This window comes from Halomonas sp. JB37 (genome assembly GCF_002332255.1).
GTDB classification, from domain to species: domain Bacteria; phylum Pseudomonadota; class Gammaproteobacteria; order Pseudomonadales; family Halomonadaceae; genus Vreelandella; species Vreelandella casei.
In genome coordinates this window covers 2885826-2910686 of the sequence record NZ_NRGW01000001.1, presented here as the reverse complement: position 1 = coordinate 2910686, position 24861 = coordinate 2885826, and the positions used below count along the sequence as shown (strand labels likewise).

The 24861-nt window shown below is 52.3% G+C and carries 26 protein-coding genes; 17 read left to right on the top strand and 9 right to left on the bottom strand.

Annotation, left to right across the window (positions count from 1 at the left end; genetic code table 11):
• Positions 1–425 precede the first annotated feature (425 nt).
• The 3 genes from CIK78_RS13575 to CIK78_RS13565 are packed head-to-tail and all read left to right on the top strand — an operon-like array spanning position 426 to position 2647.
• Entirely contained in the window at positions 426–638 is a 213-nt protein-coding gene (locus CIK78_RS13575; RefSeq protein WP_096276657.1) for a hypothetical protein, read from the top strand.
• Positions 635–991, top strand: coding sequence for an IS66 family insertion sequence element accessory protein TnpB (tnpB, locus tag CIK78_RS13570; protein ID WP_096276659.1), 357 nt, complete (start codon positions 635–637; stop codon positions 989–991). Before CIK78_RS13575 ends, tnpB begins: the two co-directional genes overlap by 4 nt.
• 45 nt (positions 992–1036) lie before the next feature.
• Positions 1037–2647, top strand: coding sequence for an IS66 family transposase (locus tag CIK78_RS13565; protein ID WP_096276661.1), 1611 nt, complete (start codon positions 1037–1039; stop codon positions 2645–2647).
• A 1269-nt stretch (positions 2648–3916) separates the two neighbouring features.
• On the opposite strand, the gene CIK78_RS13560 is transcribed toward CIK78_RS13565, so the two are convergent.
• Positions 3917–4126 carry a helix-turn-helix domain-containing protein gene (locus tag CIK78_RS13560; protein WP_096281066.1) on the bottom strand — a complete coding sequence of 70 codons (210 nt, stop codon included), beginning with the start codon at positions 4124–4126 and terminating at the stop codon, positions 3917–3919.
• 149 nt (positions 4127–4275) lie between these two features.
• Between CIK78_RS13560 and CIK78_RS13555 the strand changes: the two genes are divergently transcribed.
• A complete protein-coding gene (locus CIK78_RS13555; RefSeq protein WP_096281064.1) occupies positions 4276–4647 on the top strand; it encodes a hypothetical protein in 372 nt (123 codons plus the stop codon).
• A gap of 70 nt (positions 4648–4717) precedes the next feature.
• Here CIK78_RS13555 and CIK78_RS13550 read toward each other — a convergent pair whose 3' ends face one another.
• Positions 4718–5119: a hypothetical protein gene (locus CIK78_RS13550; protein WP_096281062.1), complete on the bottom strand. Its 402-nt coding sequence runs from the start codon at positions 5117–5119 to the stop codon at positions 4718–4720.
• A gap of 103 nt (positions 5120–5222) precedes the next feature.
• Here CIK78_RS13550 and CIK78_RS13545 point away from each other — a divergent pair, with 103 nt between their 5' ends.
• From CIK78_RS13545 to CIK78_RS13535, 3 genes are read left to right on the top strand one after another with little or no spacing between them, the layout of a single operon-like run.
• Positions 5223–5402, top strand: coding sequence for a hypothetical protein (locus CIK78_RS13545; RefSeq protein ID WP_141393039.1), 180 nt, complete (start codon positions 5223–5225; stop codon positions 5400–5402).
• A complete protein-coding gene (locus CIK78_RS13540; RefSeq protein ID WP_096281058.1) occupies positions 5399–5677 on the top strand; it encodes a hypothetical protein in 279 nt (92 codons plus the stop codon). Before CIK78_RS13545 ends, CIK78_RS13540 begins: the two co-directional genes overlap by 4 nt.
• Positions 5674–8628 (top strand): tape measure protein, encoded by a 2955-nt coding sequence (locus CIK78_RS13535; RefSeq protein WP_096281056.1) that lies wholly within the window; start codon positions 5674–5676, stop codon positions 8626–8628. The genes CIK78_RS13540 and CIK78_RS13535 overlap by 4 nt, the downstream gene beginning before the upstream one ends.
• Positions 8629–9172: 544 nt before the next feature.
• On the opposite strand, the gene CIK78_RS17800 is transcribed toward CIK78_RS13535, so the two are convergent.
• Positions 9173–9361 carry a helix-turn-helix domain-containing protein gene (locus CIK78_RS17800; RefSeq protein ID WP_141393038.1) on the bottom strand — a complete coding sequence of 63 codons (189 nt, stop codon included), beginning with the start codon at positions 9359–9361 and terminating at the stop codon, positions 9173–9175.
• A gap of 1436 nt (positions 9362–10797) precedes the next feature.
• Here CIK78_RS17800 and CIK78_RS13525 point away from each other — a divergent pair.
• Complete coding sequence (locus tag CIK78_RS13525; protein ID WP_096281052.1) at positions 10798–11271, top strand: CreA family protein; 474 nt, start codon at positions 10798–10800, stop codon at positions 11269–11271.
• A 111-nt stretch (positions 11272–11382) separates the two neighbouring features.
• Here CIK78_RS13525 and CIK78_RS13520 read toward each other — a convergent pair whose 3' ends face one another.
• The gene (locus tag CIK78_RS13520; protein WP_096281050.1) at positions 11383–11871 is read right to left on the bottom strand and encodes a pyridoxamine 5'-phosphate oxidase family protein; all 489 of its coding nucleotides are present in this window, start codon (positions 11869–11871) and stop codon (positions 11383–11385) included.
• 239 nt (positions 11872–12110) lie between these two features.
• On the opposite strand from CIK78_RS13520, the gene CIK78_RS13515 reads away from it, so the two are divergent.
• Complete coding sequence (locus CIK78_RS13515) at positions 12111–12410, top strand: DUF333 domain-containing protein (RefSeq protein ID WP_225734260.1); 300 nt, start codon at positions 12111–12113, stop codon at positions 12408–12410.
• A gap of 77 nt (positions 12411–12487) precedes the next feature.
• On the opposite strand, the gene CIK78_RS13510 is transcribed toward CIK78_RS13515, so the two are convergent.
• A complete protein-coding gene (locus tag CIK78_RS13510) occupies positions 12488–12805 on the bottom strand; it encodes a hypothetical protein (RefSeq protein WP_096281048.1) in 318 nt (105 codons plus the stop codon).
• Positions 12806–12950: 145 nt separating this feature from the next.
• Here CIK78_RS13510 and CIK78_RS13505 point away from each other — a divergent pair, with 145 nt between their 5' ends.
• Together CIK78_RS13505 and CIK78_RS13500 are read left to right on the top strand one after the other, a co-directional pair.
• Complete coding sequence (locus CIK78_RS13505; protein ID WP_096281046.1) at positions 12951–13913, top strand: GlxA family transcriptional regulator; 963 nt, start codon at positions 12951–12953, stop codon at positions 13911–13913.
• A gap of 151 nt (positions 13914–14064) precedes the next feature.
• Positions 14065–15003, top strand: a complete 939-nt coding sequence (locus CIK78_RS13500; protein WP_096281044.1) for an ABC transporter substrate-binding protein — start codon at positions 14065–14067, stop codon at positions 15001–15003.
• Between the two features lie 27 nt (positions 15004–15030).
• Here CIK78_RS13500 and CIK78_RS13495 read toward each other — a convergent pair whose 3' ends face one another.
• From CIK78_RS13495 to CIK78_RS13480, 4 genes are read right to left on the bottom strand one after another with little or no spacing between them, the layout of a single operon-like run.
• Complete coding sequence (locus tag CIK78_RS13495; RefSeq protein ID WP_096281042.1) at positions 15031–15852, bottom strand: alpha/beta hydrolase fold domain-containing protein; 822 nt, start codon at positions 15850–15852, stop codon at positions 15031–15033.
• 29 nt (positions 15853–15881) lie between these two features.
• Positions 15882–16337, bottom strand: coding sequence for a thioesterase family protein (locus CIK78_RS13490; RefSeq protein ID WP_096281040.1), 456 nt, complete (start codon positions 16335–16337; stop codon positions 15882–15884).
• Positions 16337–17290: an L-carnitine dehydrogenase gene (locus tag CIK78_RS13485; protein WP_096281038.1), complete on the bottom strand. Its 954-nt coding sequence runs from the start codon at positions 17288–17290 to the stop codon at positions 16337–16339. Before CIK78_RS13485 ends, CIK78_RS13490 begins: the two co-directional genes overlap by 1 nt.
• Positions 17287–18180, bottom strand: a complete 894-nt coding sequence (locus CIK78_RS13480) for a 3-keto-5-aminohexanoate cleavage protein (RefSeq protein WP_096281036.1) — start codon at positions 18178–18180, stop codon at positions 17287–17289. Before CIK78_RS13480 ends, CIK78_RS13485 begins: the two co-directional genes overlap by 4 nt.
• Before the next feature lie 249 nt (positions 18181–18429).
• On the opposite strand from CIK78_RS13480, the gene CIK78_RS13475 reads away from it, so the two are divergent.
• The 6 genes from CIK78_RS13475 (at position 18430) to manD (ending at position 24819) form a co-directional block, all read left to right on the top strand.
• A complete protein-coding gene (locus CIK78_RS13475; protein ID WP_096281034.1) occupies positions 18430–19161 on the top strand; it encodes a GntR family transcriptional regulator in 732 nt (243 codons plus the stop codon).
• A 104-nt stretch (positions 19162–19265) separates the two neighbouring features.
• Positions 19266–20225 carry a C4-dicarboxylate TRAP transporter substrate-binding protein gene (locus CIK78_RS13470; RefSeq protein ID WP_096281031.1) on the top strand — a complete coding sequence of 320 codons (960 nt, stop codon included), beginning with the start codon at positions 19266–19268 and terminating at the stop codon, positions 20223–20225.
• A gap of 92 nt (positions 20226–20317) precedes the next feature.
• Entirely contained in the window at positions 20318–20812 is a 495-nt protein-coding gene (locus CIK78_RS13465) for a TRAP transporter small permease (protein ID WP_096281029.1), read from the top strand.
• A complete protein-coding gene (locus CIK78_RS13460; protein ID WP_096281027.1) occupies positions 20809–22098 on the top strand; it encodes a TRAP transporter large permease in 1290 nt (429 codons plus the stop codon). Before CIK78_RS13465 ends, CIK78_RS13460 begins: the two co-directional genes overlap by 4 nt.
• Positions 22099–22137: 39 nt before the next feature.
• Entirely contained in the window at positions 22138–23556 is a 1419-nt protein-coding gene (gene uxaC / locus CIK78_RS13455) for a glucuronate isomerase (protein ID WP_096281025.1), read from the top strand.
• 51 nt (positions 23557–23607) lie between these two features.
• Positions 23608–24819, top strand: a complete 1212-nt coding sequence (manD, locus tag CIK78_RS13450; protein WP_096281023.1) for a D-mannonate dehydratase ManD — start codon at positions 23608–23610, stop codon at positions 24817–24819.
• Positions 24820–24861: the final 42 nt, after the last annotated feature.

The window sequence follows — 24861 nt, the reverse complement described above, 5'->3', positions numbered from 1 at the left end:
TTGGCCCGCCCGAAGGGGGTGGGCTTTTATCCAGGAGATGGGCAGCATGAAAGCACTGGTCACATACCGCGAAGCCGCCGAAATGCTGAGCGTTTCTCACTGGACAGTACGCACCATGGTGCGCGAGGGAAGGCTGAACGCCACTGGAGAGGGGAAAGGCCGACGGGTAACCATGGGAAGTATTTTAAGGCTTGGTGAACTGGATGCTGCAGCCTTTGAGGAAACCAGTCACGCCGCGCCTGATGCGCAGAGCAGAGGAAAAACTGCGCGTCACCACGTACAAGGCAATCCTCGCGGCAAGAAGCACGCCAGAGATCCAAGCCAAGCATCTAATAGTTTGGATGAGTGTAAACGCGCCACTAACCACATCTTCTCAAGCGGAGTTTTGCTGACCACACTGAGGTTTCTTCATCCAGGAGATCCTCATGATCCAAGAACTCAACTCCATGCAGGCGTTTTGGCTCGGGCATCTGTATCACGCCTCGGTGCGCGAGATTCCCCTCAGCGAATACGCCTCGCAACAAGAACTTACCTTAGCCGATCTACTGCTCTGGGAAAAACGTTTGAACGTTCGCGGCTTACCGGTGCCACCCCGTCATCGTCCTGCCCGCTTTGTAAAAGTGGCGGTGGCGCCATGATCCGTCCGAGCACTCACCTGACCGTATACCTTTGTCGCGAATCGGTGGACATGCGCAAACAGATCGACGGGCTGGCCTTGTTGGTTCAGGAGGCCATGGAGCTGAACCCGTTTGATAAGGCGTTGTTTGTCTTTGGCAATCGCCAGCGGGATAAAATCAAACTACTGTTCTGGGAGCGTAACGGCTTTGTCGTCTGGTATAAGCGCCTGGAGCGTGAGCGATTCAAGTGGCCAACGCACCTGGACGGTGACGCCGTGACCTTAAGTGGCCAGGAACTGAACTGGCTGCTAGACGGCTATGACCTGAAGGCCATGCAGCCTCATAAAGCATTGAATTTTAAGTGTGTTGGCTGATTTTTTTGCTCCGCTTTTTAATGGTTTTTTGATACACTTCAAGGCATGAAAAGCACCACGCCCCCCGCCCAGGACATCTCCCAACTGCAGCGCCAGGTCAAAGCGCAGCAGCAAGAGATTGCGCAACTTCATCGCCTGATGGAGAAAAAAGAGGCGCAGTGGGAAGCCACCAAACAGTCACTTTATGAGCAGTTCCGCCTGGCATTAGAACGCCAGTTTGGCCCTTCCACGGAAAAGTACGGCATCAAGCAGGGCGATCTGCTGATTAATGAGGCCGAACTCATCGTCGATGACGACGAAGGTGCCGCAGATGAGGCGCCCGCTGACGTCGCCGATGGCGACGCTTCTGCAACGCCGCCTGATAATGTCGCACCTTCGGCCAACAAGCGTACCCGCGGCGGACGCGTCGCCTTGCCGCCTGAACTGCCTCGTGTCGAGGTGGTGCATACGCTGGACGCTACCGAGCGTTGTTGTGCCGAAGACGGCACCGAGCTTAAGGTCATCGGTGAAGAGGTCAGTGAAGAACTTCATGTTGTGCCCGCACGGGTAGAAGTGATCCGTCATGTGAGGCGTAAATACGCCTGCCCAATCTGCGAAGGAAACGTCAAGACCGCCCCGGCACCGGCCAAGCTGCTGCCCAAGAGCAATGCCAGTGCCACCTTACTGGCCTATGTCGCTACCGCGAAGTACCAGGATGCCTTGCCGCTTTACCGGCAGAGCCAGATCTTTACCCGCCACGGTGCCCATCTGCCTCGAAATACACTGGCACGCTGGATGGTGCAGACCGGTGAGCGCCTCTTGCCGCTGATCGAGACGCTGCGTAAGCAACTGCTAAACGCCCCGCTGATCCACATGGATGAGACCACCCTGCAGGTTAATCAGGAAGAAGGCCGCAAGGCCAGCGCCACCTCGTACATGTGGGTGCAGCGCGGTGGTCCGCCGGGTCAACAGGTCGTGTTGTTCGACTATGACCCCAGTCGTGCCGGGCGTGTGCCCCTACGCTTGTTGGGCGATTACAGTGGCTGCCTGCTCACCGATGGTTATGAAGGCTATGCCGAGGTCGTGCGGCGTAATGACATCACCCATGCTGGATGTTGGGCGCATGCTCGCCGCAAGTTCATCGAGGCTCAGAAAGCGCAGCCGAAAAATAAAACCGGCAAGGCCGGATGGGCGCTGAACCAGATCAGCAAGCTCTATGGCGTTGAAAAACAGGCCAGAGCGCTGGCACCTGCAGCACGCCAGGCGTTACGCGATCAAAAGAGCCGCCCACTGATCACTCAACTGCGCACCTGGCTCGACAAGTCCCAGGCGCAGGTGCTACCCAAAAGCACGCTAGGGAAAGCCCTGCACTATCTGGATGGCCAGTGGCCACGCCTGACCCGCTTCCTTGACGACGGGTGCATCCCGCTGGATAACAATCCGGCCGAAAACGCCATCCGTCCCTTCGTGGTTGGCCGTAAGAACTGGCTGTTCAGCCACACGCCAAGCGGAGCGCAAGCAAGCGCGGCAATCTACAGCCTGATCGAAACGGCCAAAGCCAACGGCCTGTCGCCTTACGGCTACCTGCAGCACGTCTTCGAAACGCTGCCGACGCTGAACGAAGACGATCTCAGTGCACTGTTGCCCTGGCACTGGAAAGAAACCTTACCTACCTGAGAAATGCTTAGCTAGATGTGGTTAGTGGCGCGCTTACGGATGAGTTGCTGCAGAAGCTAACGACTGCTCCAAAAAAATAATTGCTGGTAGCGAAAAGAAACGGCTGGATATGCCTGTCCACACGCCACAGTTTTTGACTCACTAACTGGCGCACTATATGTTGACAAATGTTGGCATGGAAACAGTTATTTCAGCCTATCAATCGCCGCCTCAAGGGCGGTCCTTTAATTTTTTATCAACGTTTTCAAGCCAGCTAGGTTCTAGGCTCGGCACCCAAGCAGCGCAACAACAAAGGCAACAGAACGCAACAGCTGGCGCTACACATAACCGCGACATTTTGGCGGTATTCAACCCGGGCATTGAGGTAATAAAGTCATGGCCGCCTGTTAGGGTTTGTTGGGGTGGAGACCTAGGATAGATGTCCTAATGCACCCAATAGGTTCGGCTAAGTTTACGGAACAGCATCGACGCTAACCAGGTATTCTCGGCTGCACCAGTGCTGGTTTCCACTTTGGTTTCCAGCAGATCGCCAGTATCCACTTGCTGGTATCCATGGCAGTATCCACCACATAGCTAGTTAACACCTCGGTTAACATGAAAGGTGAACAGCCGACAGTGGTAACCAGTCTAGTAACCAGCAAAGGTAACCACTTTGAGATGGTGACCAGATGAAAGTACGAATGACGGTACGAGCGATTGGTATGAATCGGTACGCAGTTGGTACGCACGATAGGTGCGCAGTCAGAAGTGCGCACTGGTGGTAAGCTCGCATCGTGGTTCGCAGCAAAAGTTCGCATTCGTCATTATGAGCCAACTCAAGGCGAGTATTTGAAGCCATATTCAAATTGCAGATAAGACACATTATGTCCAATTTGAGCCTTGCGTATGGAAAGCATATCACGCAGCTTTTCACGCACTGTCTTCACGCAGCGCGTTTGCTCAGGAATGCTCAGGTTTAGGCTGTGGTTCAAGAGCGTATGAAAGCGCCTGCTAGTTCTATCTCAAAAGAGGTTGTGCGGTTTAAAATCTCGAAACCTGATAGACGCGAAGCTGCGACCACCAGTTTGTTCCCGCCTGTTCCCGGTGAATAATAGGTAGTGGGAACAGAAAACATCATATCAATCAACATTGTTCCCGCTGTTCCCGCTGTTCCCGGTCAAAATCAACAGGCGCGGGTTAGGCGCTGCTCTGAGGTTCACACTCTGCCTAAGTGTCTCAAACAGTAATCGGAGAAAAGCTGCGCCCGTTGGCGATGCTATCTCTGTACCATCACTTTGATTGGTTAAGCTCTTCAATGGCTTCTTTCATTCGATCCTGAATCCACTGCTCAAGGTAAGACTGTAAGTAGCCAGTACGGCCGATACTGAAACGTGCCGGCGGCGCAATCATCTTGTACTTAGCGTGCATCCGCCAGAGCGTGGTTCGATCAACGCCTAGCATCTTGGCTGCTTCTCCTATGTTCAGAATCTTATCCTGCATGGCTGGCCTCGTTTTTGAATTATCGGAAATAGTAAGTCGCGCATTAATTATTAAGGTGTGCCAGGCGGCTATGGGTGGCATTAGAGTTAACGCTAGGCTAACACCTGCTAAGATCAAGAAACGGCTTATGGATGCCCTGGGAGGCGATTATGAAAGGTTTGATTGCGGGTGCACTGGCCAGCCTTATGGCGGCTGGCGCTTGGGCTGAAATCAAAGTCATCGATACCGAGTTCCACGGCGATGCTTTTAACAGTACGTATAATATGACTGTAGAAAATGAATCAGACCTCCCCGTTGCTAGGCTCGAGTATCGCTCGGTATTTAAAACTCCTGGCAGGTCGGTGCCGTGGGCTGACGAGAGCGGAGGTTTAGATATACCTGGAGGGGTTGAGCCAGGCGAAACAAGAGACCTTGAATACATTATGGCGCCGCTGGGAGTGGAGCAGGCTGGCCAACAAGAGGTGGTGGTGGAGATTTACGACTTGGTAGGTATTGGCTTGGACGGAAAGCCAATCAGATAACTGCTTCCATCTAATTAAGAGCCCGCCAGCTATGGCGGGCCCATCGTTGTAATGCAACAAAACGCAACAGCTATTCTTGCTCAGCAGCCGCGCTTTTGCTGTCTGGAGTATCACGATCAAAGCGCCCAAGGTTATTGGCCTGCGCCAGCACAAACTCCATGAGCATTGGGTTTTGTTTGAGTGCCAGCGTTCCCAGTTCAGGCGTATAGGCAGTCGTCTCGCCATTCACTCCGACGTTATCCCAGTCTTTAAGCAGCCCCAGCGCTATGGCTTCGCAATGGAGCGTTAAGCTTTGGTCGGCTGTCAGCACATTCCCATATTTACGCTGATACTTCTTTTCTACCGCCATAAGGTGGTCAAGGTATTCGTGGTTCCCCTTATAGGCCACCTTCAGATGGCTATTTTCCTCAATGCCTACCCACTTTCCTGCTGTGAATTTCTCGCTTTCATACCGATCAATGCGAAACGCCATAAGTCTCTCCTGTGATTAATACACCCTGATATAAAGCCAGTATATGAGCTATTATATTGCGTATATGAGTGGTTATGTGAAATTTAATTGCGAGTAAATGCAAATGAGCAGAGTAAGAGGAAAGAGGGGGCTTAACCGGCGCCCAGGAAAAGGCGTTATCGATCAATGCTGGCTAACGCTGCGCAAGGCTGTAGATAACGGTGACGTAACCGCCGCCGCAAAGCTGATCGAGCTGGACCATATGTTAAGCGCCAGCCAAGGGCGCCAGGAGGCACAGGCATGATTGGAGCTGACACTAATGCGATGGTGATCCAGCTTGAGTGGATGCAGTCCACCGGCAGCGCAGACTTTGATGAGATGCGTGAAGCAACAGCCTCTATGATCAGGGCGTTGGCTAACCTGCAGGTGAAAATGGGGGGCATGACTCACGCAGATCGGCGCGAACTAGTTGATAAGCTTTGCCCGAAGAAGGAGCTGAGCGAAGGCGAACGCCTCCACCTGGAGCGCGATCTCAAGCGTAATGGTCCTGTCAGTAGGCTGAAAGGTGGCCGATCATGAAAACAAGCAGCTCACGCCTTGAAATCATTATCGATAGCAGTAAGGCCGAGAAAAGCCTGAGAGCTTTGGAGAGTAAGCTTTCGCAAGTCGAAGGACGCGGGGAGGCCACTGCTGCCGCTATGGGCCGCGTTAACCGAGTCATTGGCTTGTTGGCTGGCGCCTTCTCAATCAGGCAAATCAGCACCTATGCAGACACATGGAGCGATCTGAATAGCCGTGTAGCCAACGCTACAGGCAGCACTGCCACTGCGACGGATACCCTGCAGCGCTTGTCGCAGACTGCACGCTCAACCTATAGCAGCTTGAACGCGACTGCTGAAACCTTCCTGGCCAATGCCAACACGATGCGAGAGCTTGGCGTATCCACTGAGCGCCAGCTTGATCTGTCGGATGCTCTGAACAACTCAATGGTAATTAGCTCCATGCGCGGGCAAGACGCTGCCATTGTTATGGATGCTTTATCCCGGTCCTTCTCTCTGGGTGAGCTAAGAGGCGATGCGCTGAACACCGTTTTGATGCGTGGTGATCGACTCACTCAGGCATTGGCTGATGGTTTGGGTGTGGCTACCTCTGAGCTCCGTGAAATGGGTGGATCAGGGACGCTAACCACTGAGCGAGTAATCGCGGCACTAACGAGCCAGATGGAGGTACTGCGTAAAGAGGCCGACGCTATGCCTGCAACGCTGGCCGATGGCTTTACGTTGATTGGCAATAGCGCGTTAGAGCTGGTGGGTTCTATCGATCAGGCTTTCGGTACCAGTGAAGGTATCGCCGGGATGATGGTGAATGCGGCCGATGCAGTGCGGGACAACGTTGGCCCTATTACGGATCAAATGGTTTCGCTTGATTGGGCGCTTCGTGGTGCTACTGGAGCGGTTATTGCCTTAACGGGCGCAAAGTACGGCTTGGCTACCGCTACCTGGGCCGTTACTACGGCACAGAGCGCTTTTCTTAAGGTGATACGTCGTAACCCTATCGTTCTAGCAGCTGCCGGCGTAACCGCCTTAGCTGGCGCTTACTATGGAGCCCGTAACGCCACTATGGAGTTTGGCGATACGCAGGCGAGCGTTGCGGACTGGACGCAGGGCGTGTGGGTAGGTACTCAGCGAACGGTAAGTGATGCAGCCGGCGGCATGCTTAGCGATACCGAAAGTGCGCTCGGTCGCGCCAGCCAGTTAATGACCAGCAGTGCGACGCTAGCAGGCGCCGTGTGGTCGGCTATGTATAGTGACCTAATAAGCGATGCGCGGGATTCTGCCAATGGCATGATTGCTTATATGGACACGTTTGGCAGCTCTGTCGGCCTTGTTGCTGGCGCTACTCGAGATGCCTTCTCTAATGCGTTTAGAGATACGCTGGGTCTTAGCAGAGCTTTTATGATGGATCTGTTGAACATCCTGTCTGGTGACAGATCCTTTAGTTCCTTTAACCAACTTCGCGATCAGCTTTCGGACAATTTCACAGCTCCTTTTAAGGAAGCTATTGAGCAAGTAGGCCAGATTAGCCAAGAAAATCTAAACACCGATTACCTAGGCAACATGGCTGGGGGCTTGTCTGATCGCTTAGGCGTATTGCGTAACAATATTTCAGATGCTGCCTTTGAAGCTCGCATGGCACGCGGTGAGTTTGGCTTGGTGGCCGAAGGGTTTAGCGAAGGCACCAAGGCTGCAGATGGATTAGGCGCTGGCATGCTTGGACTGGGCGGCATTATCCAAGATGTATCTGGATCATCCAAAAAGGCGATGGAAGATGCCAGGCGCGAGGCCGAACAGTTCGCCTCCAGCCTCCAATCCCTAACCGACCGCCTGTTTCCGCTTGAAGCCGCCCAGCGCAGTTATCGCGACGATCAAGAGCTTTTAACGCTCGCATGGGCCAAAGGCGAGATGGGCGTCATGCGTTACCTAGAAGCGCTTAACCAGCTAGAGCAGGCCCAGCTAAGCACGCAGACAGCTAGCGCTGTGTACGGTGGCGGTGGTGGCTTTGGGGCTGAGATTGGGGTTCGTGGTGGTCTGGGTGCGCCTACTAACCCACTGGCCAGCCAGGGACAGGACGACTACTGGACCAAGTGGCTCCAGTCGGCTGAAACCGCGCTCACCGATTTCGATCAGCTCGCTGCCAACACAGCTGAGAATTTCCAGCGAGGGTTTGGTAACGCTTTCGAAGCCATGATCTTTGATAGCCAGAGCTTCGGAGAGGCGTTTTATAACCTCTCCGACGGGATTGCCCGGTCGATGATTAATTCGCTGGGACAGATGGCGGGGCAATGGCTGGCTTATCAGGCGGTTCAGATGACGATGGGCAAAGCCTCAGAAGCAGCGGCTATTGGCTCAGCGACCGCAACAGGTAGCGCCATTGCGGCAGCCTACGCACCTGCCGCCGCTGCCGCATCACTTGCATCATTTGGTGCTAACGCGGCCCCAGCGATTGCGGGAATGACCGCTGCTTATGCGGTGTCTGCTGCTGGAGGTCAACTTGGCGGATTGTTTTCCAGTAGCTATGGCGCCTCAAGTAGCGGCAGCTTTGCCGGATTTGCCGAAGGCGGCTGGACTGGCCCGGGAGCTAAGCACGACATAGCGGGCCTAGTCCACGCTGATGAAGTGGTATGGAGCAAGAGCGACGTTGCCCGCGCCGGTGGCGTAGGTGTAGTTGAAGCGATGCGTAAGGGTTTATCTGGATACGCAGATGGCGGCTATGTCAGCCGCTCACCAATACCAGTTACTGACCGCTTGGAGCGTTACCGCCGACAGGATGCGCCACAGCAAAGCCAGCCGGAAGCATCAAAATTAGAGATCCACATGCATGAAGATGCTAGCCGAGCTGGCCAGGTTCAGCAGCGCAGTGATCAAAACGGCACGCAGTACATCGATATATGGGTGAATAGCCTGCTGACTGACGGCAAAGTGCACAAGGCGCTAAAGTATAAGTATGGCCTATCAAACCTACCGCACTAGCGTGCCTGCATACAGGTAGATAACAGAATCAAGCCCTGGCGAAAGCTAGGGCTTTTTTAATACCTGCAATTCGAGGAGGTTATTCAGAGTAATCCCCCTAATCCCGGGTATTACGAAAGTTTCGTAGTACTCTCCTTGAATTTAAGGAGATTAACAGTGGTGCGCACTATCATAGGACTGAGGAACGAGCCCTTGGTTTCAAGGGCTCCTACATCGAGAGCGCCAAATCGTCGTTCCCGACGATACCCGATAATCGGATAATGGCAATGGACGCAAAATTGCGCTCGTTGAATAGATGCCCTGAAACATTAGGGCACCACTAGTGCCAACAGAGTCTCTTAAAGATACTCTGTCGCAACAGGGAAGCCACATGCGCGTGATGATAACAGGGAAGGGCACAAGGTAGGGAAAAGTAGGGATTTAGGCGTATGCCATGGAATGACCCTTAAACCCCATGAGATGCTAGTAAATGCTAAGATCGGAAGCCTCGTTATAATCGACACAGCTATATTCGGTGCCTGCAATCTTAAAGAGATGCTTGGGGCTAGCTTCCAAATACCTGCTTATCCTCCCATGCCTTAAGGTCACTTTCGCGCCACCGGGATTCAGCGCCGTGGCCACCTTGGATAACCGGCTTGGGAAAGCCCTTCGTTGTTTGCCAGCGCTGCAGCGTGTTCCGGTGGCGTCCGTAGCGCTCGCATAGTTCACTGGTCGTCACGAACCGTTCTTGCATGCATCGACTCCTGCTTTTCTTTCCTCTTTTGGTCTAGGAGCGCTTTGATATCCGCTGCAGTGACATGCTTACGGGATGTTGAGCCTGATGAAGTCCCTACTCGTGCTTCCCACTTGCTGTGGGGGTCTGGTAGTGGGCTCCTTTTACAACTTGCAATATATGCCTCAACAGCTTCTACTTCGAAACGGATATTACCCTCGATTTGGACATAGCCAACAACTCTCTTCAGTGAGTAAGCTTTGCGCTGGCTTACTGATAGCCTTTTAGCCAGCTCCTTGGCAGTAATAAGGTTTGCCATATTCGTTCCTGCATCAGGCCATAGTGTTGAACGCGATGAAACCTACAGAGCTATTTCTGCGATTCTTCTAGCAGACCGTTCTAAAGCGCTTGGTTGAAACCGACTGTGATTCAACTATTCATCACACATCCGTTTGTCTTCCCATGATTTAATATCGCTCTCTCGCCAGCGCGCTTCTGAACCATTGCCTCCAGGAATAAGAGGTTTCGGGAACCCTATGGTTCTTTGCCAGCGGTAAATGGTTCGTGATGAACGGCCGTAGCGTTCGCTTAGCTGGCTGGTGCTTACGTATTGGTGTTGCATTGTATATCCCCCTGCAAAAAATACCGCTATGAAAAGGTAGATGGCTTTCCAATGGCAGGGTAGTAGAAATGGGCCTACCAAATTACAAATGGTATGCGGCAAGGTATGCGAGAGATTTTTATAATTAGTGATAGTTATATTTATCATGATCTTAGGAGTCAGGTTATGATCCTGCCAGGGACGCCATATCACTTGTTTTAGTCTTCACTGCCACTTTTTTAATCCCCGCCGTTATGGTCTTTAGGCCGCATCCAGATTGGAATCCCTCCTCAGTTCGAAGCTTAAATGGCTGATCAGCGTCAGCCTGGGTATTAAGAAATCCCTATTTAATCCGTTCCCGCTTATACTCCGCTGCCAAAAAAATAAACGAAGGGAACGCAGGTGACTATCCGAGCAATAATATTAGTACTGGCGCTGTGCTTCGCCGGGGCGGTGAGTGCTGAGCGGCCAGCGGTCGATTCAGAAACATGGATAACCCAAGCTGAGCTGCAAGTGAGTGAGGAGAGCGCAGAGTGCGGTCTGGTTTTTGATACTCTGCCCACAGAGCTGGCCTTAGCCCAAGGCGGTTGCTGTAAAGTTTGCCGGAAGGGTAAAGCGTGCGGCAACTCCTGCATCAGTCGCAGCTATACCTGCCATCAGCCAAGTGGCTGTGCTTGCGATGGATAGACACAGCACTGTGGTGTTTCTAGGGACGCCATATCCCCACCACAGTCGTTTTCTTCTTTTGCGTCTTCGTTTTGCTTTGTGATTTTCAGCGGCTGCCGTTTAAATGGTAGGCGTTAGCCATGCTCTGCGTCTAACGCTTACTCCGCTACTTACGGAAAGGACACTCCCCATGTTTTTCTCTAAACGCATTGCTCTAAACACACTTGCCATGATGTTTGCGCTACTGCCGCCTGTGCTGTTGGCGCAGGATGCTCATATTGGCAGCGTGCGTACCGAGTTCCGTATGCTCGGGCCCAATAACACCATTGAAGTAGAGCGTTTTGATGACCCGAAGGTGCAGGGTATTTCCTGCTATATTTCCTATTCGCAGGTCGGCGGCATTTCCGGGGCGGTAGGGTTGGCTGAAGAGGCAAGTGAGGCCAGCGTGGTATGCCGGCAAACGGGAGAGATAGTGTTTACCCCGGCTGATGTGGAGGAGCAAGAGGTGATTTTTACCCAGCGCCGCTCAGCATTGTTCAAAAATCTGCGCGTTGTGCGTATGCACGACACCGAAACGCAAACCTTTGTTTATCTTACCTACAGTACTCGGCTAGTGGATGGGTCGCCTAAAAATGCTATTACGGCCGTTCATTACGGTGATTGATAGTCAACGCTTCTGGCCTTGACGCGATTCAGGTCGGCTATGCGATATAAGAATGTAGATGTAACGGCGTAGCGGAATAAGCGCCCCGTAGTAGGGCGCTTGGGTATGACGTTAACCGCCGAACTTTTCGTTTTCACCGAGGTTCGGCGTGGCGTCTTTTTTCAGGTTAGCTTTCGCAATTTCGTAAAGCTGGAAGGCTTTGCTCTCTTTTGATTTCCAGTGCTCGCCCATCTCTACTTTAATTTCCAGCAGCGCAACATCCGGGTCGTCTTTGCCTTCAGGAAACCAGGCTGCAATGAAAGAGTTCCAGTATTTCTCGATTAGGTCTCGATCATTGGTAAGGTTAGCTTTTCCGGAAAGCGAAACGTACACGCCATCTTCTTGATCAGAAAAACTGAGGCATACATCATGATCTCGTTTGGCTTCAAACACCTTTTCGGCGCTGCGCCGAGTAAAAAACCACAGGGTGCCGCCATACTCTGCTTGCACTAAGTGCATTGGCCGGGCGCGCGGGGTGTCGTTGTCTAACGTCACCAGCATGCCAACTTTGATATCTTTGATCATCTTCCAGATCTTTTGCTTATGTTCAGGGCTGGACATAGCTTCACTCTCCTTATGAATTCGATATTGGCCGTCTGAATTCGATCTTGGCCTTATGATCAGGGTACTGCCCGCCGGTACAGCTCATGTCTATCTACAAGAGCTATACATCTGCGAGGCTGATTACAGCTTAGCTACCATTTTTGATAACAGCAAATGGTGGCATCAATAAGATAGCCATTGATAGCGTGCGGCGCTAAGGTAATGAATGAGTGTTCGAAACATATAAGGAGGCCGCCATGCGGATGATTTCAACGCCGGTAGAGGCAGGGTGTAACGTTAAAAGGCTGATGCGTGAGGGCCGTCAGGTTTTTTTAATGAGCGCTTTGCTGTTGCTGGCAGGTTGTGCAAGCGAGGGTGGGGGTGATAACACGCAAAACTATATGACCCAGCGCGCAGCTCAATACTGCGAAAGTATTGGCGGTGAGACGGAGGTTCAAGAAACCAGCCTGGGCACCGGAAGATACTGCCGCTTACCCGATGGGCGAGTAGAAAATCAGGGGCAGCTCTATCGTAACGAGCGGATGGAGAATGACTGATCAGTGTTCGGTGCTGCCAGTTTAAGCGTGTTTAAACTCACAGGTCAGGAGCCAGAGTTCAGAAGCCATAAACATGGCTATTTGAGCGCGCTGCTTTTTCTACGCCAAACGCTAATGGCAGTGGCTAGTACGGCACAGGCTGCTGCTGGTAGCAGTACGTCGAACGCTGAGTCGAGAGTCCAGCCGCGCCAAACGCCCTCGAACATGCCAACCGGTAATGTTTCACCCCATTCCCAGCCGCGTTGAATACCCAACCGATATTCGTGCTGTGCAATCTCTCTTCCCAGTAGCAGCGCAATGGCGATAGTGCCTCCCATCTTCGCCGAGACTAGCCACAGCAAGGCGCACTGAATCATCAACGCAATAATGACGTGCTCTAAATGTGTAATGTTCATGGTTACGTCCTCTATGCGGCACTGTTTTGGTTAGCCGATATTGAATATACGACGCCATTATTTTCGATGGATTACCGATCTTAAGAGCCGAACACGCTATGGTAGAGCCGCTTTTCTATAAAACGTTTCAATTCTAGGCAATGCTATGCGTCTTGATTACCAAGGCCCTTTACCTGAAATGGTGGGGTTTTTATTGTTACCGCAGTTTTCCATGATGGCCTTCTTCGCAGCGGTTGAGCCGTTACGGATTGCGAATCGTATTTCTGATCGCCCACTGTTTGATTGGACGCTGATTAGCGCTGACGGTGGGCCGGTAACGGCGTCGAACGGCATGACGCTAATGGCGGATCAATCAACTGGCCAGGTGCACCATTTGCCCTCACTGGCAGTGTGCAGCGGTTTCACGCCAGAAGCCCATCTTACTCGGCCCTTAATGGCATGGCTGCATCAGTTAGACCAGGCGGGCTGCTGTTTAGGCGGTATTGATACTGGGGCATTCTTGCTCGCGTCCACCGGGTTGCTAACGCATGAACGGGTGGCGCTGCACTGGGAGAGCCTGCCTGCGTTTCGCGAACGCTTCCCGGGTATCGAGACAACTGACGAACTGTACGAACTAGGCGAACGGCGTTTTTCCTGCGCGGGTGGGGCGGCAGCCATGGATATGGCGCTAGAAATGATTGCGCGCCGCCATGGAGTGAAGCTGGCGATTGATGTCTCTGAGCAGCTTATTCATGACCGTATTAGAACGCGCAGCGACCAGCAGCGCACGGCGTTGGTAAAGCGGCTAAGCACTCATAACCGGCACGTGGTAGAAGCGGTTGCGCTAATGGAGCAGAACATTGAAGAGCCGCTCAGCCTGGAAGAAGTGGCAAGCCGCGTTGAGGTGTCGGTTCGCCAGTTGCAGCGCTTGTTTGAGCAAGAGCTAAGCATGACGCCTCGCCAGTGGTACTTGCAGCTACGCGTTAAACGCGCCAAGCGGCTGCTGGTCGAGACCGATTTAGCAGTGCTGGCGGTGGGGCTGGCCTGTGGGTTTAGTTCGTCATCAAGCTTTGCGCGCACGTTTCGTGCCCATTACGGCTACTCACCAAGAGCCGTTCGCTACCGGTGATTTTCAACCCCGTTGTAGAAAAGCCCTTTAAATAAGAAGTGGCGCCTTGTGGTTGGTAAGTGTCGCTTCATGCTTAGTGACCTGCAGGTAGCGGCGCATACTGGTTTAATCCAGTTAATAACATAATCCAGTTAATAAAAGGTTTAGCCTCATGTCTTACACTACCAAGTCGTTGTCACTTACAGCGGGTTTTTTACTTTCTGCGTTCGCTGCCGCCCCAGCGATGGCGGAGCTTGATGAACTGCGTTTTGGCGTGCCGCCGTGGCCTGGCGTTACCGTGAAATCGGAAGTGGCTGCTCAACTACTTGAGACAATGGGGTATAAAACGCGCCAGCAAGATTTAGCCGTGAGCATTATTCTGGGCGGCTTATCGCGTAACGATCTGGATATTTACTTAGGCGGCTGGTATCCCGTCCAGACTGACATGATCGAGCCTCTGGTGGCTGACGGAAAAGTAGAAAAAGTGGTTTCCAATATCAAAGGCGCCAATTCCGGGCTCGTCGTGCCGCAGTATGTTTATGATGCAGGGGTGACCACCGTGGCTGAGTTGGCCGAACATCGTGATCAATTCGGTGGAGAAATCCAAGGCATTGAAGCGGGCACCGGTATTAACGAGGCGATCCTTAACGCCATTGATAACGACATTGTAGGCCTGGGGGATTGGCAGCTGAGTGAAAGCTCAACCTCGGCCATGCTGGCCCAAGCTGAACAAAAAATAGCCGATGAAGAGTGGGTGACGTTTGTCGGCTGGGAGCCTCACTGGATGAACGTGAGCTTTGATTTGGCGTATTTAGCCGATAGTGATGATGCAGGCGTAGCCTCCATTGAAAGCACCGTGTGGACGGTCACACCTGCCAGCCTAGCTGAGGAAGCCCCCGAGGTTCACCGCTTTTTGTCACAATACGTGATCGATATTGAAGACCAAAATGACTGGGTGCACGAGTATAGCTATGAAGAGCGTGCGGCGGATGATGTCGCGCAGGAGTGGATTAGTAATAACTTAGACACTGTAGCCCAATGGCTAGACGGCGTTAAAACCCGCGATGGCGAACCCGCTATTGATCAGGTGCGTGCGCAGTTCGGCTCTTAACGTATCGGTTGTTCTTAAAACAGCGCCTTATTCATTAAGGCGCTGTTTTAGTTTAAGGCAAAAGTCCTGCCATGCCGCGCCCATGGCGGGCAGTTGGGATTGGGCGTGAAGAGCGGCGTGCACCATTTGCGGTGCACATCGATAGCCAACTGAAGCCCCCGCTTTACACCAGCCAGTAACGGCAGCTTCCATTGGCAGCGTTAGCGGGTCGTGCGCTACCGTCAATACTTCAATGCACGTGCTAGGAGGGCGTCGATCAAACTGATGTGCATTGATTTCTGGGCAGTATTTTCGAATGCCGAGTACGTCACTACGTGACAGCAGCGGTGCATCTTCACCGAGATATTCCAGCAACAGTTCGCCAACCGGCGGGTAAATCAACCCTAACGGCGGCGCCTCGATAAGTGAACGTGCAAGGTCGATAGCTAACCTCCCGCCAGCGCTGTCACCCACTAACGCAATAGGTTGAACGGCCATTAGTATCGTTTGGCAGTCTGCCAACATAGCCGCGTAATCTACCTCTGGCGCCAGCCGATAGTTGACGCTGACCACTTCACGCCCTAGCGCTTGAGCTAGGCTTGCGGCGGGGCCGTGGTGGCTCTCCACTGAGCCGATGGTAAATCCGCCGCCATGGATAAACAGCACACAGCCCGGTGCTAGCTGCTGGGGAATAAAGCGGCGCACGCTAACGCCGCTCAAAACGGTATTTTCAATTCTCATTCCCAGCGGGTCAGGTGGGGCGAACGTGCGGCAAAGCTTATCGTAGGCGCTGCGCGCTTGTGGCAAGGGCAGCTCATCCATCGCCGCCAGTCCTGCGCTAAAGTGCTGAATAAAGGCCTCTATGTTCATCTTTCCTGTCCCTATTAGCGTCGTAACCCTTAGCGTCGAATGCCAATAGTGCGGCCAGCAAGTTCCGGCCAGGCATCGCTGCTTGCTCGTGGCAGTGCTGCTACAAGATGTGCGACTGCTTCGGGAAACGGGCTTGGTCGCCCAGAGTCCTGTGCCATGCCCATCAGCATTTGTTCGCTGGTCGCTAATAGGTTGCCTTCATCGTCGAACATGGCGAAAAACACGTGCAGGCGTTTTGCATCGCTATCAAGCAACGTTAGGTCAATATTGAGCGGTTGGCCTTGCTGTGCTTCGCGGCGATAACACAGGTGGGTTTCCAGGGTATAAATCGTATAGCCATAGTGCTCACGGCCCGCTTCATCTAAACCTATGTGGTCAATCAACGATTCACAGGCTTGGGAAAAGACGCGGGCGTACTCCGCGTCGTTCATGTGCCCGTTGTAGTCGACCCACTCGGGTGCGACGTGGGTTTCATGGATGATCATTAAATGCGTCCCTTTAGCCCTTCGGCTTCCGGCCAGTATTTTTGCACTACCTCCAACAGTTCGACTAAAAAGTCATCCCGACGCCGGTCCAGCGTGGCTACTGAGCGCCCGGCGGCTTGGTGCTCACAGCCCTCGACCACTTTGTCGATTAGCTCATCGGTGAGTTCTGGGGCCTCCAGTTTGGTCCAGGGGAGTTTTAGCGCGGGGCCGAATTGTTCCAGCATATGGCGCATGCCAGGCTCGCCACCGGCTAAGTGGAAAGTGAGGAACGTGCCCATCAGCGGCCAGCGCAGACCACAGCCATAAACCACGGCGGCATCGATTTCTTCAGTGGTGGCCACACCATCGTTGACTAAGTGTAAGGCTTCGCGCCACAGCGCTTCCATTAAACGGTCGGCGATGTGGCCCTCAATTTCACGACGAACCACCAGTGGTCGCATGGCGAGCGACTGATAAAGCGCTTGGGCGCTAGCAATCTGCGCGGGCTGTGTGGCTTCGCCCCCGACAAGCTCAACCAGCGGCAATAAATATACCGGGTTGAAGGGGTGGGCGACGATGACACGCCCCGGCGCTTGCTGGCAGTTTTGCTGCAGGTCGGTAGGTTTGAAGCCAGAGGTGGACGAGCCAATAATGACGTCGGCTGCTGCGGCGGCGTCAATGGCGGCCAGAATTTCTTGCTTAAGCTCTAGTCGCTCAGGAACGTTTTCCTGAATCAGGTCCGCGCCGTTAACTGCCTCTTCAATCGTCGCTGCAAACGTCAGTCGCTCCGGGCTGGCGTTGGGTGCCAGGCCAAGCTGTGTTAGCGAGGGCCAAGCGTTGTCAATAAACGCTTGGGTGCGCGCTGGCGCGTTCGGATCAGGATCAAAGGCAACCACATTCCAACCCTGTGCGAGGGCGCGGGCAATCCAGCCGTTGCCAATCACGCCGGTACCGATAATGGCTAAGCGATTCATAGGCCACCTCCGGCAGGGTCACGTAATTTAAGATGGGCGCGGGTTTCAGCAGGCGTCATCACCCGAGCGCCAAGATTCTCAATGATGGTCGCGGCTTTCTCGACCAGTTGGCCGTTATTGGCCAGCACGCCTTTTTCCAAAAACAGGTTATCTTCCAAGCCAACCCGTGCGTGGCCACCCAGCAGCACCGCTTGAGCAACCATCGGCATTTGATGGCGGCCTATACCAAAAGCTGCCCAGTTAGCGTTTTCCGGAAGTTTGTTGCGCATCGTTAACATGGTTTCGGTGTCCGCTTCGGCGCCCCAAGGAATGCCCAAGCAGAGCTGGTAAAGCGGATCGCCGTCGATCAAGCCTTCTTGCTGAAGCTGGCGGGCAAACCAGACGTGGCCTAGGTCAAAGCATTCTAGTTCCGGCTTAACGCCAGCGGCTTGAACGAGACGAGCATGTTCACGCAGCCAATCGGCAGGGTTTACGTACACCATGTCGCCAAAGTTGAGGCTGCCGCAGTCTAGGGTACAAAGCTCAGGAAGTAGCTCGCCCACCGGTGCATGGCGTTCTGCCGGTGTTTGAATATCAGTGCCCGGGCCGCCGCGAGAGGGGTCTTGCACATCCGGTATCCAGTCACCGCCACCGCCCGCTGTGATGTTCATGACGATATCCACATCGGCCTCGCGTACGCGCTCCATCACTTCACGAAACTGCTCTGTAGAGTGGCTAATGCCGCCGGTTTCCAAATCGCGAACGTGGATGTGCGCGATGCTGGCCCCAGCATGGGCAGCCTCAATACAAGAGGCTGCGATGGCCTTGGGCGTAATGGGAACATTGGGATTTTTAGCGGTGGTATCACCTGCGCCAGTGACGGCACAGGTAAGGATGACATTGCGATTCATAGCGTGCTCTCTAATAAGCAGTTTGTTCGCCTACTAGTGTGTCGTCGTGAGCAGCAAAAAAGTTGTCGTAAAGCGCCGTTCAATATACATAACGTGCAGCTTGGTCAGAAAAAGACAGCGCGCTACGCTAGTGTCGAGCGACTAAAGTATAAGCGGTGGGGGCTTTCTCTATCTCATCCATACTACCATACTAGTCATGTCAGAAGGTGCCGCCACGGCCGGCAAGCTTTCATATCCGGATTCAGGTTTATGCAGACGACATTACAAACGCTATGGCAGGAAACCCGTGACAGCGATTCAGTTCGCCAGCGGCTATTTCAAGTATTAAGGCAGTCGATCATTCAAATGGTGCTGGCCCCTGGCCAAGCGCTGTCGGAAAAAGAAATCGCTGACACGTTCTCTGTCAGCCGCCAGCCAGTGCGGGAAGCCTTTATAAGGCTGTCTGAGGCTGGCTTGGTGGAAGTGAAGCCTCAGCGCGGCACCTACGTGGTTAAGATATCGCAGCGAGCGGTGTTAGAAGCGCGCTTTGTTCGAGAGTCTCTGGAGGTAGCCATTGCTTTAAAGGCCGCCAAATGCACCCTTTCATCCAGTGTTTTAATGGAGCTTAACGAACTCATCGTCCGTCAGCGCAGCTGTATAGAACGCAAAGATCATGACCGTTTTTTCCTTCTTGATGAGATGTTCCATCGCACGTTGGCATTTTCGACAGGCCAAGTCATGGCCTGGAAGGTGATCGAAGACGTGAAGGCACAGCTAGACAGGGTCCGCTATTTGAGTATTCCTGACTCTACACCCATCGCTAAATTGGCTGATCAGCATCAGGCTATTGTCGATGCAATAGCTGATGCAGATACCAACGCGGCAGCGAAGGCTATGAGTATTCATCAGCATGAAATACTTAACTCGCTACCTGAGCTGGAGCATCGTTTTCCTGAGATGTTTGAAGAGTTAGAGTTGGTTACTCCAGCTCTGGCCATTTAAAATGAATAATTAAAAATTACTAATTCGAATTTATTAAACACAGCTAGCTGTATTAATAAATTAGTGAAACACCAACAATAAATGAAGACCCTTAGGAGCAGAAGATGAAGCTTAAAAAATTACTTCCCGCTATTGCACTGCTAGTCGTTAGTAATTCAGCACACGCCGCTTACCAGCTGAATATTTCAATAGCGCTAAACCCGCAAGATCCTATCGCTCAGGCAATAGTGGATGCTCAGCAAGTAATTGAGGAGCGTTCTGAAGGAGAGCTAACGATTCAGCTTTTTCCTAATAGTCAGCTTGGCTCAGATGAAGATGTGGTAGAGCAAATTCGTAGTGGTGCCAATATTGCGATCCTTATTGATGCTGGGCGCTTATCGGAGTACCAACCAGAATTGGGGATTTTAAGCGCCCCTTACTTAGTTGAAGACTATCGTGATTATCATCAAATTACGAGCTCACCACTTTATCTAGATTGGGTGGAGAGCTTGGCTGACTCAAGTGGTTTGCGACTGCTTAATTATAACTGGTTTCAGGGCACTCGGCAGATGCTGACCCAGAATGAAGTTAATACACCCGATGACTTACGGGGAGTGCGTGTGCGCACCATTAACTCGCCTGTATGGGTTAACACCATTGAAGCCATGGGTGCTACTGCTACCCCATTGCCATGGTCGGAGGTTTACTCTGCTCTACAGCTAGGCTCCATCGATGGTGCAGAGGCGCAGCTTACAGGTGCTGAAGGGCAAAATCTTCACGAGGTAATTACCCATATAGCATTGACGAATCATATTCACTTAATGACAGGTATTGCCACCTCTGAGCAATGGTATCAGTCCTTGCCTGAAGAGTTACGCATCATTCTTGATGAGGAATTATTAAAAGCCGGAGAAATAGCGAGTCAGGCGACGGCCGATGAGCAAGAAGGCGTCCGCGAGCGAATGGAAGCCGCAGGCGTAACCTTTAATGAAGTTGATCTCGACGTTTTTCGCGAGCGCGTTGGTAACGTCTATCAGACGCTAGGTTATGACCAATACCGTGATCAACTGCTTACTGAGGAGTAATCAGCACCAACTCCCATCTGTTTTAAGGTGGGGGTACTTCCTTTTCGCTAGTTTTTAACAATCCGCATGCCCCGTGGGGCGAGGAATGCTGTATGTGGTATTGGTACGATAAAGGTGAGGAGTGGCTAGCCATTACGCTACTCGGTGGTACGTCTCTTTCCATGTTAGTAAGTGCAACGGCTAGAGCCATTGGGCAACCCTTTGCCGGGGGGGCTGAGTTGGCTCAATTTCTATTTATCTGGACCGCGGTATTAGGCGCCGATATTACGTTGCGGAGGGGTGGGCAGGTGCGAATCGATGCATTTGTGGTGCGAATGCCAGCCAAACTGCAATGGATAGTCACGAGCCTTTGCCTTGCGATGATGGCGCTCTTTCTCGCTCTTCTCATATGGTATGGCTTTGCTTTAGCCTCCTCAAATTGGCAGCGGCCTATGGGGGTAGCTGGACTGAGCTACGGTTATATCACGCTAGCGTTGCCTGTCGGTGCTTCATTAATGTTGCTAACTCTCATACGTCGTGTTGTCGCAAACGGAATCATCGGTAGTTTGGTTACTGACGATGATGAGATTGTGGAGGAAGCGCTATGACAGCTGTTTTACTGCTGAGTTTCGGCTTGCTTCTCATGGCCATTGGCATGCCCGTTGCTTTTGCCATTGGTATTGCTGGTTTTTCTTACTTTCTCCTGCCGGACACCTTTTTACCTACGAGTATCGCGGTGCAGCGAATAGTCTCATCAACGCAATCATTTCCTCTGCTAGCCGTCCCGCTATTTATCTTCATTGGCCACCTGATGAACGCCAGTGGTATTACCCCCCGCTTGGTTCATCTTTCTACCTTGCTGGCGGGATGGATGAGCGGTGGTTTAGCCCAGGCTAGTATCGTGTTGAGCACCTTGATGGGCGGTGTGTCGGGTTCAGCCGTGGCGGATGCCGCTATGCAATCTCGTGTGCTAGGTAAAAGTATGATTAAAGGTGGATATTCGCCCGGCTTTACAGGTGCTGTGCTCTCTGTAGGAGGGTTAATTACCGCGACCATACCGCCTAGTATTGGATTGATTCTGTATGGCTACCTGGGTGAAGTTTCCATTGGCCGTTTGTTTATTGCAGGACTTGTGCCGGGCTTCCTGCTAATGGTGGCGCTGATGGTGACTACTTACATCATGTCCAAGCGGCGGGGGTACCTTCCAGTAAGGGAGAACCTTCCCACTGGTCGCGAGGTTTTAAAGGCCCTGCGTAGCAGTATTTGGGCAATTCTTTTCCCGGTATGGTTATTAGTAGGTATTCGCTATGGCCTGTTTACACCTTCAGAGGCGGGCGCGTTCGCAGTGGCTTATGCACTATTGATCGGCTGCGTTATACATCGGGAAATGGGGTTTAAAGAAATCCTTAACGCTATGCGTGCCAGCGTTAGAGATATTGGTATGATTATGCTGATTATTATGTTTTCCGGCATCATCGGCTATGTTGTCTCATTTGAAAGAGTGCCACAAACAATCGCTGAGCTAACGCTAGGCGTATTCTCTAGTCAAATAACGTTACTACTTACCTTGGCTGTGCTACTTATTTTTCTAGGCATGTTATTAGAAGCTACGGTTGTTGTAATGTTGTTAACACCTATTTTAGTGCCTGTTATTAAAGCCGCAGGTGTTGATCCTGTGCATTTTGGGCTACTAATGATGACGCTGGTTACCTTTGGAGGCATGACACCTCCCGTGGGTATTTCCATGTATACGGTGTGTGGCATCTTACGTTGCTCTTTTTATGACTACAGTCGTGAGCTGTTGCCCTTTGCTTTAGCGGTGTTTGCGGTAGTGCTGGGCATTATATTTTTCCCCAGTGTTGTGTTGTTTTTACCCAATTTACTGCTGGGTTAAAACTGCCTGTGACACTTACATAATAAAGGAGAAAAAATAATGTTTAATGATAATGTTGAGTTTATGGGTAAAGACTTCTTATTGGAAAATGAAGCAGCCCGACGGCTTTACCATGAACACGCCGCTGTTATGCCTATTTGCGATTATCACTCACACCTAGATCCTATCGAAATTGCCAATAATATTCAGTTCGATAATTTAACCCAGCTATGGCTCAAAGGGGATCATTATAAATGGCGTGCCATGCGCTGCGCAGGTATTGCTGAACAGCGAATTACCGGCGATGTCGGTGACCGCGAACGCTTTCAAGCCTGGGCGGAAACAGTCCCCGACTGTCTTGGAAACCCGCTCTATCACTGGACGCATCTTGAGCTGCAGAAGCCGTTGGAAATCGACAATCTGCTGCTTTCACCCCAGACAGCTGAGGAAGTTTGGCATCTTTCTCAACAGCGATTAGCAACCCCACAGCTGAGTGCACAGGGTATTTTAGAACGCTTTAACGTGAGTACTATTTGTACCACCGATGATCCCGTCGACAGCTTGAAAACCCACCAACGCCATGCACAAGCGAGCACTGGGCCGACTATGTTGCCGACCTTTCGAGCCGATACGGTACTCAAAATAGAGCAGCCAACCTTTGTCGACTACCTTGCCACGCTCGAAGTCGCCAGTGGCGTCACGATAAAGCGCTTCGATGACTTGCTGGCGGCCCTGTTCCAGCGCCTTGAGCATTTCTCCAGCCTGGGTTGCTGCCTTTCGGATCATAGCCTGGAGAAGCCTGTGTTTGTTGTGCCTCCTTCGGCCCAGGAGCTGGATCGGATACTCGATAGCAGAATGCGAGGAAAAGAGCTGAGCCACGACGAGGCCCACGGCTTTACCACCGCGGTACTGCTATGGCTTGGTAAAGAGTACGCCCGTCGAGGCTGGGTAATGCAGCTGCATATTGGCGCTTTGCGCGATTTAAGCCGGCGTGGTCGACGTGAAATAGGCGCTAACAGTGGTTTCGATGCGATTGGCGATATCACGTATGCAGAACCCTTGGCAGCGCTGTTGGATGGGCTTGATAGCGAGCGCCAACTGCCCCGCACCGTGCTTTATAACCTCAACCCCCGCGATAACGAAATGCTCGCTGGGCTAGCCGGCTCCTTTCAAGGCGATGGTATCCCCGGCAAGGTGCAGTTTGGCGCCGCTTGGTGGTTTAACGACCAGCGTGATGGGATGGAGCGCCAGCTGACGACTCAAATGCAGTTTGGCCTGCTGCGTCACTTTGTGGGCATGCTGACGGATTCGCGTAGCCTGCTCTCGTTTTCACGCCACGACTACTTCCGACGTATTTTTTGCCAAATGTTGGGCGCTCAAATATCCCGCGGTGAGTTACCCAATGATATAGATCGCGTGGGTGAGATGGTTCGTGCGGTTTGTTACCACAATGTGCAGCGCTATTTGTTTGAGCGTTAAGTTCTTTTTGTTTCTGACTCTTTACTCCTTACTCCTTGTGATGGATTTATCATGATCATTAGTGATGCATATTTAATTGTAACGTCTCCAGGCCGCAACTTCGTCACGCTAAAAATTGTTACTGAGTCAGGCGTGTATGGAATAGGCGATGCCACCTTAAATGGCCGTGAGCTGGCAGTGGTCGCCTACCTGGAAGAGCATGTGCTACCGACCCTGATTGGCCGCGATGCCAGCCGCATTGAAGATATCTGGCACTTTCTTTACCGCGGTGCTTACTGGCGGCGGGGGCCGGTCACCATGTCGGCCATTGCAGCAGTCGATTTAGCGCTATGGGATATTAAAGCCAAAGCGGCAGGCATGCCGCTGTATCAGTTGCTGGGTGGCAAAAGCCGTGAGCGAGTGATGACCTATGCCCACTGTACCGGTAAAGATATTGACGCTTGTCTCAACGAAGTCGATAAGCATGTAAAACTTGGCTACCGGGCGGTACGGGTACAGACGGGGGTACCAGGCATTCCCACCACCTACGGCGTCACCAAAAAGGCAGGGGAGCGTTACGAACCCGCTGATTCGGAATTGCCCAGCGAGAATGTATGGAGCACTGAAAAGTACCTAAATCATGTGCCTAAACTGTTTGCAGCCGTACGCGAGCAGTTCGGAGAAGATCTTCATATCTTGCACGATGTGCATCACCGTTTGACGCCCATTGAAGCGGCAAGGTTGGCGAAAGAAGTTGAGCCTTACCATCTATTTTGGTTGGAAGATTGTGTGCCCGCTGAGAACCAGGAGAGCTTTCGGCTAATTCGGCAGCACTCAACCACACCGTTAGCGGTGGGGGAAGTGTTTAACTCGATACACGACTATCGTGAGCTACTGGAAGCGCAATTGATTGACTATGTCCGCACGCCGCTTAGCCATGGTGGCGGGATAACCCATGTGCGAAGAATTGCTGATTTAGCCTCGCTTTACCATGTGCGCACCGGTTTTCATGGCGCCACAGACTTGTCACCGGTGTGCTTAGGTGCCGCGATCCATTTTGATACATGGGTTCCTAATTTTGGTATCCAGGAACATATGCCCCATGAAGCGATAGTGGGCACGGTTTTTTCTTATGACTACGAATTTGTCGATGGCCATTTCATCGTTGGCGAGACCCCTGGGCATGGCGTCGATATTGACGAACAGTTAGCCAAACAATACCCCTATAAGCGCGCGAGCTTGCCGGTTAACCGGTTAGAAGACGGCACTCTATGGCATTGGTAAATTCGTGGCATAGGTAACTTAAAGAACGGGTAAGGAGGTTCT